The sequence below is a fragment of the Paenibacillus sp. S33 genome, assembly GCF_053615415.1.
The window spans coordinates 5,029,834-5,043,536 of the sequence record NZ_JBSIEZ010000001.1; the positions used below are offsets into that span (position 1 = coordinate 5,029,834).

Below are 13,703 nucleotides of genomic sequence, written 5' to 3' on the forward strand. Positions count from 1 at the left end.
TTTTCCCAAAGCCTCTTCCAGGTTATTCTGCAATACAGAAATGACCTCCACGGCGTACTGCCCTTTGCCGTGAGAGGTCACCGATTACTATATCTTATCCAATTACCTTAACCTATTCTATTATAAAGGGATTTTTCTCAAGCGTCTACGCGAGCCATAACAGCATCGACCAGATGGCTGATTCTTTGCTCCGCGTCTGCCAGCGAGGAACCGCGTACCGCAAAGTATACTTTGATTTTCGGCTCTGTGCCCGAAGGGCGCAGGCAAAACCACGAACCGTCCTCCAGTAAGAATTTGAGTACATTTTCCTGTGGAAGTCCGTCCAGACCTTGTGAGTAGTCCAGTACCTTGTCTACCTTCACGCCTGCAATCTCTTGAGGCGCGTTGCTACGCCAATCGGTCATTTTGCCCTGAATTTGTGCCACTCCATCCTTACCCTTAAGGGTACGAGACTCCAGCTTCTCAAGGAAGTAGCCAAACTGCTCGTACAGCTCTTGTAAAACATCATAGAGCGTCTTACCTTGTGTGCTGTAATAAGCAGCAGCTTCAGCGATCAGCATAGCCGCCAAGACAGCATCCTTATCGCGAGCATAATTCCCTGCCAAATAACCATAGCTCTCTTCATAGCCAAACAGGTAGGTGTACTCGCCAGTTTGGTCAAATTGGTTCATTTTCTCGCCAATATACTTGAAGCCAGTTAGCGTGTTAAACACGGTTGCTCCAAAATGTTCGGCAATGACTGCACCCATTTCGCTGGTTACGATGGTTTTGATAACAGCCCCATTATTCGGAAGCTTGCCTGTTTCTTTCAGTTGATTCAACAAGTAGTAAACCATGATCGCGCCAGACTGATTACCGGACAATACCACATATTCGCCATCACGGTTTTTCACAACTGCACCCATACGGTCAGCATCAGGGTCTGTTCCGATCAACAGATCTGCACCAATTTTCTCACCCAGCACAATTGCCAGCTTAAACGCATCACGTTCTTCTGGGTTTGGCGACTTGACAGTCGAAAATTCAGCATCTGGCAACTCTTGCTCAGGCACAATATGCACCTGTTCAAAACCGATTTTCTCCAGCACACGACGAACCGGTACATTTCCAGTGCCATGGAGAGGTGTAAACACAACTTTGAAGTTTTTGCCTGGTCCGGCTGCAATCAGCTCACGGTTCACACTCACACTGGCTACCGTATCTACAAACGCTTCATCTTCCTCTTCTCCAAGCCAAACCAACAATCCCTGTGCCTCTGCTTCCTCACGTGTCAGACTGCGAATGTCGGCAAACGAAGGAACCTCGCGGATATAACCAATTACCTGTTCAGCCTGATCTGGAACAAGCTGACCCCCTTCATCGTTGTATACCTTGTATCCATTATACTCAGGAGGATTGTGACTCGCTGTCACAACAATCCCTCCACTGGCTCCCAAATGACGTACACTAAACGAAAGCTGTGGCGTTGGACGCAAGGAAGGGAACAACTTAGCCACGATACCATTGCCCGCCAGCACCAAAGCTGCATCCAGAGCAAATTCTGGTGAAAAATGACGCGAATCATGTGCAATGACAACCGAAGGCTTGCCTTCTTTACCAGCATGCTGTTCTAAAATATAGCGAGCCAGCCCTTGAGTCGCACGTCCAATGACGTAACGGTTCATTCGGTTACTTCCTGCTCCGATCACTCCACGCAGACCGCCTGTACCAAATTCCAGCTCTTTGTAAAAGCGATCCTCCAGTTCCTGCTCGTTGCCTTCCAATGCGCGCAACTCCTGTTTGGTCTCTTCATCAATATAAGGGTCTTGCAGCCAGCTCTCAATGCCTTCTAGTGCTTTTTTACTCAACTGCGTCATACGGAATTTCCCCTCTCCATTTTTGGGTTGTCAAAACAGGATTTCTATGTACACATGCACTCGGTTCAGACGTCGTGCTTATGTCGGCAGAGCTTTATTTATTGGGGAGGGTCAGATAAAGCAAACATAATTTCGCCCTCAGCTACTACCGTATCGCCTACTTTAGCCGTAGCTTTCCCTTTGCCAAATGCGCCTTTGGAACGAGTGATTTCCACTTCAAGCGTCAGCGTATCCCCAGGAACCACCTGCCCACGGAAACGGAAACCATCCAACCCTGCCAAGAACCCGATTTTGCCACGATTGCTCTCTAGGTGCAGTAATGCGACAGCCCCAACTTGAGCCAGTGCTTCGGTGATCAACACACCAGGCATAACAGGATACCCCGGAAAATGTCCAATGAAATGAGGCTCATTCATCGTTACATTTTTAATGCCTACTGCTCTTTTCCCTTCCTCCAGCTCAATAATACGATCCACCAATAAAAATGGCGCTCGATGTGGGATAATCTCCTGAATTTGATTAACATCCAATTGCAATTTGTCCATTTACCTTAATAACTCCTCCCGCTTGCAGGTTTGACTCTGTATCAGTCATGAGTTACTGCAAGCATAATATTACCCCGCTTACGCTGCATAAAAACAGCTCATAACGGCAACAATGTTAGATATCCTTCACCTACTGCAGAAGTGGAGGTTGAGATAAGGGGCTTTTTCCGCCGGTTAATGCAACCTGAGGCGTGAAGAAGCCCTTTTGCCCGTGCTTGGTTTTACCCCGCAGTGTTATAAACTTCCCCATCATTATACAGTTATCAGATGCAAAAAGAAAATTACGCGGAAGTACCATATTGGGTGCTCCGATTATGGGGTGAAGCGGAGCTTCAATTTGAGTCAAGGGGGACGGGCTGCGGGAATGGATCATTCTTCCGATCGCTGTTAACCTCGGATTTTTTCAATGTATAAGAATTCAAGGGTAAAATCCGAGGTTAAAGGCGAACGCTATCGCTTCTTCAGAACGATTCCATCCCCTCCGCCGAGTTACTTTTGGCTCAAAAAGAAAGCTCGCTTCAATAATGCTCGCTTGCCGTGAAGGGCAGAGAAAACCGAAGGCCTCTGTGATGGCCTTCATTGGCCACAATCCATGCGTGCTACACTGAAGCGTTCTGCGGTGAAAATATAACAAAACCCCGCGCCACTGGCACAGGGTTTTGTTATTCTATACTCCCCACACAAATTGCGGGTGGTTTATTTTAATAAGAGTAGCCGTAATGGCGGGTAGCCAGCGGAGCGGGCAGAATTGTTCTGAAGAAGCGCAGCGTTTGCCTTTATCCCCGGATTCAAACCTCCAATGTTTTATAATCAAAAGGAATCTGGGGATAACAGCAATCGGAAGAACAATCTGCACGCGGAGCGGTCTTTTCCCGCCACCCCACTCTTTTAAAGTAAAATTAAGGCGCAAATATAAGATCAATGACATGCTGCCAGGTTTTCCACTCGAACACGCCTGACAACCCTTGCTTACCTACAATTACATATCCTGCAATTAAGCCGCCTAACAGCGATAACAGGAGCAGCAACGGAACTATGAAATAACGAGCAGTACGCCAGCGGGACTTCGTCTTTTCAGGCACCGGACGGGAATCAGATTGTTCTTCTTTCATCACCAAATCCTTAAGCCCTCAGATTGTTGGCCAGGTTCATCATCGTATCGCTAGAAGTTAGTGCCCGTGCCGCCATTTGATACATCCGCTGAACTTGCATCATATCCGTCATTTCGCCCGCTAAATCCACATTAGATTCCTCAAGATAACCGGAACGCACAGATACGTCCGCTGGAACAGCACCTGCCACACCTGCAGCTCCGAATACATTTGCCTCTGTTACACCATTCAACAACACGAACAGGTTATCATCCCGCTGTTCCAGTCCTTCTGGACGCTGTACATCCATTAGTTTGATTCTCTGACCAACTGTCGGAGCCCCAATTCCATTAGCACGAATCAGCAATTCGCCATCCGAGTTAATAGCCACCTTGGAACCCGCTGGAGCAGTCACAGGAACATCATTGTTATCCAGCACGGAGTAACCTTCAGCAGTGGTCAACATCATCGTCGCACTATCATTCGGATCAGGAACAAAATGAAAGCTACCGTCACGGGTCCAAGCTTTTTGCCCATTTCCCTGGACTTCAAACATGGCATTACCTTGAATCGCCAGATCGGTAGGAAGTCCCGTCTCCTTGAGCGGACCTTGCTCCATATTTTTCATGATTGCGGCCGTTTTAACTCCGTAACCCAAATTATAGCCGAGCGGCATGGCCCGTCCATTTTGGAGATACGTTGAAGGCTGTTGCTGCACATTGGCCAATACATCTTCAAAGGAACCCTGTTTACTCTTATAACCAACTGTATTGATATTAGCAATATTATCGGCAATTAAATCCAAACGCTGCTGCACACTGGCCATAGATACCATTGCGCCAATCATGGAGTTGTTCATCACTTACCCCCTGTTATACACGGCCTACTTCATTAACGGCCTTGTCCAAGCTTTTATCGTAAAATTGAATTACCTTCTGATTCGCCTCATACGCTCTTAACGCAGCCATCATATCCACCATCGACTGTGAAGCATCTACATTAGATACCTCCAGATAACCTTGACGAACGGACACAGCATCATTAGCGGTCATCATTCTAGCTGTAGCACCGTCAGTATCATTCAGGCGGAAATTCCCATTGCCCTCACGAACGAGCTGGTACGGACGATCAATGACACTAATGCCGAGCGTCGTCCCTAATGTCTGGTTGGACTGGCTATCTACCAATTCGCCTCGCTCATTTACTTTAAGCGCTGAGACAGCCCCCGTCAATTGAATTGGCTTTCCATTCGTATCCAGCACCGCTGAGCCAGTCGATGAAAGCAATGCTCCCGCTCCATTTACTTGAAAATGTCCATCACGTGTATAACGAACGTTACCATTACTGTCCCGCACCGAAAAAAACGCTTCTGGACGGTAGGTGACTTCACCGTTAGCATTGACGAATTTCCCTGCCTGATCAAAAGCCATAGGTTGACCAGTAGCTGGGTCGTTCACATTAATATTGGACTGTATCGCAAAATCCGTCGCTTGTCCACTATCCTTTAATGCTCCCTGAATGTAAGGGGAGAGGCTTTCCTCAGCAAAAACGCCAGTATTGAGCTTGCCGACCGTACGGTCCGGGTTATCAGGGTTACCACCCGTCATGGAAATAAGCATTTCGGGGAAAGAACGCTGAACACTGTTCTCCTGTTTGTATCCCGTCGTATTCATATTAGCAATATTTTGCGTCACGGTGTCATGGCGTCGTTGTTGTGTCATCAATCCGGCGGCCGCAGTATATAAACCTCTCAACATGTATGGTGCACCCCAATCCTATACTCTGCTAAAATCATATGCTCGCGCGGAGGCAGGCAACCTGTCTGACCGCACACGAGTCTCTTATAGTCACTATCGGCAGATTAGAACTTTTTCTTAACCACATGATCCAAATTATCCAGCATAATTCCTGTACCTTTAACGACACAATGCATCGGATCTTCGGCAACTAGTACCGGAACACGCAGCTCTTCAGCAAGCAGCTCGTCCAATCCGCTAAGCAAGGCACCGCCACCAGTCAAAATAACACCACGGTCAATAATATCAGCTGACAGTTCCGGTGGGGTCTGCTCCAATACAAACTTGGCCGCAGCAACAATCGCCGACACAGGATCTCTAAGCGCATCCTGCACTTCATCCGCAGAAATACTTAACGTTTTGGGCAATCCGGATACCATATCCCGTCCACGGATGTCCATTTCTGCACGCCGTCCGCTCGGATGCACGGTTCCGATAGCAATCTTGATATCCTCAGCCGTACGTTCCCCGATCAAAAGCTTGTACTTCGTTTTTACATATTTCATGATGGCTGTATCAAATTTGTCCCCTGCCATTTTAATGGAAGAAGCTGTTACGACATCCCCCATAGAGAGGACTGCAACGTCAGTCGTTCCGCCACCAATATCCACTACCATGTTGCCGCTAGGCTCAAAAATATCCATTCCTGCCCCGATGGCAGCCGCTTTTGGTTCTTCCTCCAAAAATACTTCCTTGGCCCCGCTACGCTCCGCCGCTTCACGAATCGCTTTTTGCTCCACTGAGGTAATGTTCGTCGGCGCACAAATTAGAATACGAGGGTGGCTGTACCAGCTTTTTCCCCCTACCCGATTGATAAAATATTTTAACATCGCTTCTGTTACTTCAAAATCGGCGATGACACCATCACGTAATGGACGGATGGCTATGATATTACCAGGAGTACGTCCCACCATACGGCGCGCTTCCTCTCCGACAGCCAGAACTCTTTTTGTATCGCTTTCTATCGCGACAACGGAAGGTTCGTCAAGAACAACCCCCTTCCCTTTGACGTGGATAAGCACGTTGGCCGTACCGAGATCGATACCGATATCATTACTGAACATATTAAAAAGGCCCCCAAAGTGATATTTTAAAAGCTAAGATTCGACAAGAAGCGGCAAATATATGTATAAACCTACGGTTACATGTCATTTTTCGTCTTGTACCATCTTTTAACATATCATACTTCAGGGGGTTGATTCAATGGCTTTGCCAGCCAATTCACTATATATTTTTAGGACTTGCCGGAAACGAGAATCTCCCTTCGTTTGCCACTCGTTTTTTTGTACTTAATTTTCGTCGCTTCTCCTCCCCTCAGATGGCGGATGGATTTATGGTATTCGAGAATGTGCTTCACCTGATCGGCAAGATCCGGGTTGATTTCAGGCAGCCGTTCGGTCAGATCTTTATGCACCGTGCTCTTGGAGACACCAAATTCCTTGGCAATCGTACGGACCGTATTCCTTGTTTCCACGATACAGCGACCGATTTTGATGGTCCGTTCCTTGATGTAATCGTGCACGCTCCCGCCTCCCTACTGTGGATAGTTTGGTACATTATATGAGGAGCGTGCCTATATATTCGCGGTTTGGCGGGAAGACATGCTTCGGAAGGCCTATTTATTTGGCAAAAGCAGCTTATGTTTACCTTATGCACAAAAACTACACAAGAAAAAAGCAGGGAATATGGATTCCCCGCTTTGCATGCAAAGCCATGACCAAATTTATTTTTTAGGAAGCAGACCTGCTGGATTCACCGGCTTGTCATCCTGATACACTTCAAAATGCAGATGTGTTTTCAAATCCTTCTCAAGCTCGTTACGACCCGCTGAAGCAATCACATCGTTTTGTTTCACTTGATCGCCTTCTTTTACTTTCAGATCACTCAAGCTTTGGTACACCGTTTTGAGATTATTATCATGCGTGATTTCTACGACATTACCTACCAGCGGATGTTGTTCTACACGGGATACTTTGCCACTCAGGGCGGCTCTCACTTCAAACGCCTGATCATCGGCCCGGGAAAGATCAATTCCAGTGTTAGCGGTAAATGTTTTATCGTACTCTACCATAGCTGCCGCCTGCTCATCAGCGGTCGCGTTCTCATCAAAGAACGGCTTTACGACTTGTACTGCGCCAGCATCTGCCACTGGCCATGCGATATTTTCCGACTGGGCAACTACTTCCACACTTTCTGGCTGTTGTCCGTTAACATCGGTATCCACTGCACTTGTGCTTTGTACCGATGGACTAGCTGGGTCAGGTTTGAAAGACTTCTGGCTGGCATCCTGATAGACCCACACTAAGGTTAGTATAATGGCTGCTGCGGCAATGTAGGCTGCCGGGTATGCCCACCTTTTGGACAACAGCTTTTTCCACGAAGACGGCCGTGAAGCTCTTCCACCCTGAAAGGTTTTGGGTGTTTCTTCATGGTTTTGGTTCTGGTTTTTATTTTGTTCATTCATTTGCTCATCACCTCAGTAACCAGTGTTACCGGGTGCAACTCTTTTATACTTCAAAGTTTCGAAATATTTACTAACTTAGAATACGAGAGGCTTGCGCAAAAGAAATGCCAGTATAATAGTGAAGGAGAATTTGAGTGGCAGTATGGCCTTCCTTGGCCATTCCATTGGCTCCCCACTGACTCATACCAACGCCATGGCCATAACCATAGGTTGTTATAGCAATCCGATCCCCTTCAGCCTTCCATGTAAACTCAGCCGAACGCAGCCCCAATCTGTTACGGATTTCCGGCCCTGTAAAGACTGAACCACCAACCTCAATCTTCTTGATGCGATGCCCTTCTGTCTTGGAGAGTATACGAATCTCTGGCATACCCCCTCCTCCAGTAGAAGCAGCAATCGCAGTACGACTCAGTCCCAATCTATCGAACACACTCTGACGGCTCAGTGTGACGGTATCTGTATAACGCGGGGCCAACTGCTTGTCCCATGGACTTGACACACTTCGTAAATAGGGTACTGGCTTCGCCCATACATCCTCTGAATTTTCGGTATAGCCGTTGCTAGTAGAAAAAAAAGAAGCGGTAATGGGCTTCCCCTCATATACCATGATCGTATCCTTGGTGTCTCGTACAGCCTGCTGAATTTTAGCCAGCTCTGCGGATTTACCAGAACGCCCCCATTCTCTAGTAAGTTTGGCTTTGGAGATATAAGCCTGATGTTTAACAGTATCCGTCACATCTGCTCCCGCCGGCGCACCGCTAGTGTCATCAGCCAGCAAACGTCGGGCAATAAAGGTACGCGCGGCAATAGCCTGTGCTTTTAGTGCCTCGCCCTCGAAGCTGGGCGGCATTTCGGCGGCTACTACGCCGACAATGTATTGCTCCAGCGGTAACGTCTCCGTGCGACCGGTAGACGTGACGTACACGCGCACGTCCGGCTCTGCCGCCACCGGCACGCTGCGCGCTGGAGCAGCCGGCACCGCCGGTATCGGCGGGACGCCCGGCAAGCGCGTGACGGGCATCTCGCCCTTTGCCGTCACGCTAGGCGCAGCTGGCGCTACCGTGCGACTGCTCGGCGGCAACGGCTGCGCCGTCTGGCGAGGCCACGCCATTAGCGCGGGCACAGCCATGGCAAGCACCAGCACCCCTGCCATGGCAGCGAATGGCAGCCATGGGCGTCTGCTGCCCCAGCGCGGGGTACGCCCGGCCGATGGACGCAGGTGCGGCAGCGTCACTTGCAGCGGGGTTGCAGCGCGTGTGTCATGGGCCGCTGCTCCAGCGATAGGCAGAGCCGTATCAACGGAGTTCACAGCGGAAGGCACGGCTGTTGTACGCCGATTAAGCTTGACGCCAGTCGGCAATGTACCTCTTGTGTCCGGCTGCTGTTGCATAAGCTTATTTTTCTGTAACGAAGTAGCTATAGAGCCAGAGCGTTCCTCCGCAAGTGAAGCCTGGCAATGTTCCTTAGGATGATGAATGGGTATACGGATGCGAACCTGTGAATCTTTCATAGGCTGAAACCTCCATCAAAGGGCTAAGTGTCCGGCTGGAAGTACAGATATACTCCAGCAGATATTTTCAATCATATGAAGTCGTCCACTTTGATAGAACCATTTTAAGAGAACTGAAAGAATGAAAAAGACTGACTGTAAACAACAAAAAACCAAGCCCTTTCGGACTTGGTTCCTTATTGTTCAAGAATATACTTATGCAACATGAAGCTACATACGTTAAGGCTTAGGCGAGGGAAGGCTGGATTTTCTTAAACAGATTCCCCGACGTCTCTTCCGGCATTACGCGCTCTGTACTGGGTGAATGATCCAGTTTGGACTCTTCCACGGTCACTCTGTAAATGTCCGCTCCCAATCCAGTCAGCTTCTCAGCCAAATGAACGTAACCGCGATCGATGTGATGTACGCCGGATACCTCCGTTGTACCTTCCGCAATGAGTCCGGTCAGAATTAACGCAGCACCTGCACGCAAATCTGTAGAGGTTACTTTCGCACCTGTCAGCTTAGCATTACCAGTTACAATGGCGGAACGACCTTCGACCTTAATTTCGGCATTCATGAGATGAAATTCATCCACATGCATGAAACGATTTTCAAACACGGTTTCCGTAATAATGCTCGTTCCTTCAGCGGCAAGTTGAAGTGCCATCATCTGAGACTGCATATCGGTAGGAAAACCAGGATAAGGCAATGTTTTAACATCAACGGCCTTTAACGGCTTATCTGCAATGACACGAATTCCGTTCTCATCAGGTTGAATGGTTACACCCATTTCTTCCATCTTGGAAATAACCGGTCCCAAATGATCGGATATTGCGCCTTCTACATATACGTTCCCGCCTGTGATCGCAGCAGCAACCATATAAGTACCTGCTTCTACCCGGTCGGGAATGACGGTATGTTTTACACCATGCAGCTTCTCGACGCCTTCAATACGAATAACGCCCGTGCCCGCACCGCGTACTTTGGCACCCATTCCATTCAGGAAATTTGCGAGATCAACAATCTCAGGTTCCTTAGCAGCATTCTCGATGGTAGTTACGCCCTCAGCAAGAGTAGCGGCCATCATAATATTCTCGGTTGCTCCTACGCTGGCTACATCCAAATAAACTTTAGCTCCACGCAGACGCCCGTTACTTTTAGCTTCAATAAAACCTTGGCCCAGGCTAATCTCCGCGCCCAATGCCTCAAAACCCTTTAAATGCTGATCAATTGGTCGCGTTCCGATTGCGCATCCGCCTGGAAGCGAGATTCTTGTACGTCCCAAACGTGTAAGCAGCGGGCCCATAACCAAGAATGATGCGCGCATTTTCCTAACCCACTCGTAAGGGGCTTCACAGGAAATTATCTTCCGCGCGTCAACACGAATGACCTCATCTTGGTATGTAACGCCTGCTCCTAAGGACTCCAGCACTTTGTTAATGGTCATCACATCGTCTAGAGGAGGTGCATCAATAATAACACTTTCTCCTTCTTCTCCTAGCAGAGAAGCGGCGATGATCGGCAGAACTGAGTTTTTGGCTCCGCTGACTTTGACACTCCCGGTCAATCTGTTGCCACCGCGGACGATAAATTTGCTCATCTATGGTTCCCTCCGCGCGTCATTTCCCTTTTCCATTCTGGAAAAAAAGAACATATTCCGCTATTTTCATGCCTTGCTTTTTCATTACATAAAAAAACAAGGTTTTACTAATACCCTAACTGCCATCATACCACTGATTAAAACAAGTATACAAGCGTTTTTTGTACTTGATGACCATTGTACTCTAACTGATTCAGCCAGCTATACATGTATGGTCCTTTTGTTTACCATTGTTAACAATATGACGCGATGTTATTCGACAATTCCCGCAGAGACACAGTCATAAGGTCATATAACCCGCCTACTTCATGTTAAAACAAATTCTAGAGCATCTGGCTCCAAGAGATGTAGCTCAACAGGAACCCAGAAACCAACTGTCCCAAGATTATAGCAAGAAACAAGTGCAGCAATCTGCCCTGCGGTCCTTTGGGTTGCCGGATTAACAAATCCAGCTTCAAGCTCTGTAAAGCCCACCAAGCTAACGCTATACAGATAAGCGACACGATCATGGAGATCAGCGCGGTCATACTCGCCGATTGACTTAGCTGTTCAGCCAATTGCTGTTTCCCGTTCAACCATAATTCCTCCCATCTGCGTCACAGACTTCTTTATAATACTCGGCGAACGCCTAATATGCCAGTGCTATTTCTGCATTTAGGACATTTATTTCGACAAAATGTGATTAATCACTTCTGTTTCGTGAATTTAAAAGGTACTAAATACCTAGCAACCGGGCAAGAAATAGGACTGTACATTTGGTAATAACAGCTAAAAAAGGGCCCGATCACAGTGATCGAAGGAAGCAAGGTTCTCCCTCACCTTCTACCGGACATTCTTTGGCAGAAGTTATGAAGTGGTCTCCTTGTCGTTCCATCCGTATACTATGCCGAACCCTTTTAAAATTCCACTTAAAATCAATATTAATTCTTATTGGTTCTGATGCTTGTAGCATTTAAACGGTTAAGCGCCCGTTGCAGAGCTACTTCCGCCCGATGGTGATCTATCTGTTCCTGTTTGCTCTGGAGCCGCAGTTCTGCCCGCTCCCTTGCCGCACGGGCACGCTCCACATCAATTTCTTCGGAACGTTCCGCACTCTCAGCCAAAATGACCACTTTATCCTTGCGGACTTCAAGAAAGCCCCCATTGACCGCGATCACTTCGGTTTGACCACCGATTTTAATGCGTATCGGTGCAATCTTCAAGGGAGTGACCAAGGGAAGGTGTCCGGGTAAAATCCCAAGATCGCCTTCCGAGCCGCGAACACTGATGCTGTTTACCTGTTCTGTATAGACCAGGCGCTCCGGCGTCACAATCTCTAGTAAATACGTGCTCACTTGAATCCCTCCTGGAAGCTGTCCGCAGACAGCTCACTTCGTAAGGCTCGGCTATTCTTTGCCTGTTGTTTACAACGTTTTAGCTTTTTCAACTGCTTCTTCGATGGCTCCTACAAAAAGGAAAGCCGCTTCTGGAAGATGGTCATACTTGCCTTCCAAAATTTCTTTGAAGCTTCGTACAGTTTCTTTAACCGGCACATATTTACCTGGGAAGCCGTTAAATGCTTCGGCAACGTGGAAAGGTTGAGAAAGGAAACGCTGGATTTTACGTGCACGTGCTACCAACATTTTATCTTCTTCACTCAGCTCATCCATACCCAGGATCGCAATGATATCCTGAAGCTCATTGTAGCGGGCCAAAATTTGTTTTACCCCTTGCGCTACATTGTAATGCTCTTCACCCACAACGTCTGGAGCCAAAATACGGGAGCTTGATGCGAGTGGATCAACCGCCGGGTAAATACCCATTTCGGAAATTTTACGTTCCAGATTCGTTGTAGCATCCAAATGGGCAAACGTCGTAGCAGGAGCCGGGTCAGTGTAGTCATCCGCAGGCACATAGATCGCCTGAATGGAAGTAACAGAACCTTTTTTAGTAGAAGTAATCCGTTCTTGCAATTGACCCATCTCAGTAGCCAGCGTAGGCTGGTAACCTACTGCTGAAGGCATACGTCCCAACAGGGCCGAAACCTCAGAACCTGCTTGAGTAAAGCGGAAAATGTTATCAATAAAGAGCAACACGTCACGGCCTTCTTGGTCACGGAAGTATTCCGCCATCGTCAGACCTGTGAGAGCTACACGCAAACGTGCACCCGGAGGCTCGTTCATTTGTCCGAACACCATCGCTGTTTTGTTGATAACGCCGGAATCTCTCATTTCATGATACAAGTCATTTCCTTCACGTGTGCGTTCACCTACACCCGCAAATACAGAAATACCACCATGCTCCTGAGCGATATTGTTAATCAATTCTTGAATGGTTACGGTTTTACCTACACCAGCACCACCAAACAATCCGACTTTACCACCTTTGGCATAAGGAGCTAGCAAGTCGATAACTTTAATACCTGTTTCGAGCATCTCTGCTTGAGTTGTCAGCTCATCGAAAGAAGGAGCTTGACGGTGAATCGGATTTCTAGCCGTTTCACTCATATCAGCACCATTATCAATTGGCGTTCCAAGTACGTTAAATACGCGTCCAAGAGTAGCTTCGCCGACAGGTACTGAAATAGGTGCTCCCAGATCTATGGCTTCAGCTCCACGAACCAGACCATCTGTGGAAGACATGGCAATACAACGCACACGGTTGTCACCTAGATGTTTTGAAGCTTCGAGCGTCAGGTCAATTTTGACTCCGCTCTCCAGCACAGTCCCAATATGAATGGCATTCAGGATTTCCGGAAGCTGTCCACGTTCGAACTCAACGTCGACAACCGGACCCATGATGCTCACTACGCGTCCTTTGTTCATCTTTTGGTTTCCCTCCTACAAGCTTGCACAGCCGCAAATCCGAACCACTCTGATT

Annotated in this window: 13 protein-coding genes; all 13 read right to left on the reverse strand. The window is 47.9% G+C overall.

The features are described from left to right. Nucleotides 1-137: 137 nt before the first annotated feature. The gene (locus ACWGXJ_RS22795; protein WP_452567644.1) at nucleotides 138-1,856 is read right to left on the reverse strand and encodes a phospho-sugar mutase; all 1,719 of its coding nucleotides are present in this window, start codon (nucleotides 1,854-1,856) and stop codon (nucleotides 138-140) included. A gap of 98 nt (nucleotides 1,857-1,954) precedes the next feature. Then, on the reverse strand, nucleotides 1,955-2,401 hold the full coding sequence (gene fabZ, locus ACWGXJ_RS22800) for a 3-hydroxyacyl-ACP dehydratase FabZ (protein WP_013312312.1): 447 nt from the start codon (nucleotides 2,399-2,401) through the stop codon (nucleotides 1,955-1,957). A gap of 899 nt (nucleotides 2,402-3,300) precedes the next feature. After that, the gene (locus ACWGXJ_RS22805; protein ID WP_061831651.1) at nucleotides 3,301-3,513 is read right to left on the reverse strand and encodes a DNA-directed RNA polymerase subunit beta; all 213 of its coding nucleotides are present in this window, start codon (nucleotides 3,511-3,513) and stop codon (nucleotides 3,301-3,303) included. Between the two features lie 10 nt (nucleotides 3,514-3,523). Continuing rightward, on the reverse strand, nucleotides 3,524-4,351 hold the full coding sequence (locus ACWGXJ_RS22810) for a flagellar hook-basal body protein (RefSeq protein WP_134902232.1): 828 nt from the start codon (nucleotides 4,349-4,351) through the stop codon (nucleotides 3,524-3,526). 13 nt (nucleotides 4,352-4,364) lie between these two features. Further along, nucleotides 4,365-5,249 (reverse strand): flagellar hook-basal body protein, encoded by an 885-nt coding sequence (locus tag ACWGXJ_RS22815; RefSeq protein WP_103047410.1) that lies wholly within the window; start codon nucleotides 5,247-5,249, stop codon nucleotides 4,365-4,367. 104 nt (nucleotides 5,250-5,353) lie between these two features. Beyond that, on the reverse strand, nucleotides 5,354-6,352 hold the full coding sequence (mreB, locus tag ACWGXJ_RS22820; RefSeq protein WP_023990703.1) for a rod shape-determining protein: 999 nt from the start codon (nucleotides 6,350-6,352) through the stop codon (nucleotides 5,354-5,356). 170 nt (nucleotides 6,353-6,522) lie between these two features. Next, nucleotides 6,523-6,810, reverse strand: coding sequence for a sporulation transcriptional regulator SpoIIID (gene spoIIID, locus ACWGXJ_RS22825; RefSeq protein ID WP_007432737.1), 288 nt, complete (start codon nucleotides 6,808-6,810; stop codon nucleotides 6,523-6,525). Between the two features lie 201 nt (nucleotides 6,811-7,011). Continuing rightward, the gene (locus ACWGXJ_RS22830) at nucleotides 7,012-7,752 is read right to left on the reverse strand and encodes a M23 family metallopeptidase (protein WP_165177735.1); all 741 of its coding nucleotides are present in this window, start codon (nucleotides 7,750-7,752) and stop codon (nucleotides 7,012-7,014) included. Nucleotides 7,753-7,822: 70 nt separating this feature from the next. After that, nucleotides 7,823-9,262: a stage II sporulation protein D gene (gene spoIID / locus ACWGXJ_RS22835; protein ID WP_452567645.1), complete on the reverse strand. Its 1,440-nt coding sequence runs from the start codon at nucleotides 9,260-9,262 to the stop codon at nucleotides 7,823-7,825. A 226-nt stretch (nucleotides 9,263-9,488) separates the two neighbouring features. Continuing rightward, nucleotides 9,489-10,844 carry a UDP-N-acetylglucosamine 1-carboxyvinyltransferase gene (gene murA, locus ACWGXJ_RS22840; protein ID WP_013312320.1) on the reverse strand — a complete coding sequence of 452 codons (1,356 nt, stop codon included), beginning with the start codon at nucleotides 10,842-10,844 and terminating at the stop codon, nucleotides 9,489-9,491. Between the two features lie 323 nt (nucleotides 10,845-11,167). Further along, a complete protein-coding gene (locus ACWGXJ_RS22845) occupies nucleotides 11,168-11,419 on the reverse strand; it encodes a DUF1146 family protein (RefSeq protein ID WP_013373430.1) in 252 nt (83 codons plus the stop codon). 345 nt (nucleotides 11,420-11,764) lie between these two features. Then, nucleotides 11,765-12,178, reverse strand: coding sequence for a F0F1 ATP synthase subunit epsilon (locus tag ACWGXJ_RS22850; protein WP_013312322.1), 414 nt, complete (start codon nucleotides 12,176-12,178; stop codon nucleotides 11,765-11,767). A 69-nt stretch (nucleotides 12,179-12,247) separates the two neighbouring features. Further along, complete coding sequence (gene atpD, locus ACWGXJ_RS22855; RefSeq protein WP_013312323.1) at nucleotides 12,248-13,648, reverse strand: F0F1 ATP synthase subunit beta; 1,401 nt, start codon at nucleotides 13,646-13,648, stop codon at nucleotides 12,248-12,250. Between the last annotated feature and the right edge of the window lie 55 nt (nucleotides 13,649-13,703).

Coding starts and splice junctions, on each gene's coding strand:
- ACWGXJ_RS22805 (WP_061831651.1), bottom strand. CDS start 3,513: ATGAAAGAAGAACAATCTGATTCCCGTCCGGTGCCTGAAAAGACGAAG.
- ACWGXJ_RS22830 (WP_165177735.1), bottom strand. CDS start 7,752: ATGAATGAACAAAATAAAAACCAGAACCAAAACCATGAAGAAACACCC.
- fabZ (WP_013312312.1), bottom strand. CDS start 2,401: ATGGACAAATTGCAATTGGATGTTAATCAAATTCAGGAGATTATCCCA.
- spoIID (WP_452567645.1), bottom strand. CDS start 9,262: ATGAAAGATTCACAGGTTCGCATCCGTATACCCATTCATCATCCTAAG.
- ACWGXJ_RS22810 (WP_134902232.1), bottom strand. CDS start 4,351: ATGAACAACTCCATGATTGGCGCAATGGTATCTATGGCCAGTGTGCAG.
- mreB (WP_023990703.1), bottom strand. CDS start 6,352: ATGTTCAGTAATGATATCGGTATCGATCTCGGTACGGCCAACGTGCTT.
- murA (WP_013312320.1), bottom strand. CDS start 10,844: ATGAGCAAATTTATCGTCCGCGGTGGCAACAGATTGACCGGGAGTGTC.
- atpD (WP_013312323.1), bottom strand. CDS start 13,648: ATGAACAAAGGACGCGTAGTGAGCATCATGGGTCCGGTTGTCGACGTT.
- ACWGXJ_RS22815 (WP_103047410.1), bottom strand. CDS start 5,249: ATGTTGAGAGGTTTATATACTGCGGCCGCCGGATTGATGACACAACAA.
- ACWGXJ_RS22795 (WP_452567644.1), bottom strand. CDS start 1,856: ATGACGCAGTTGAGTAAAAAAGCACTAGAAGGCATTGAGAGCTGGCTG.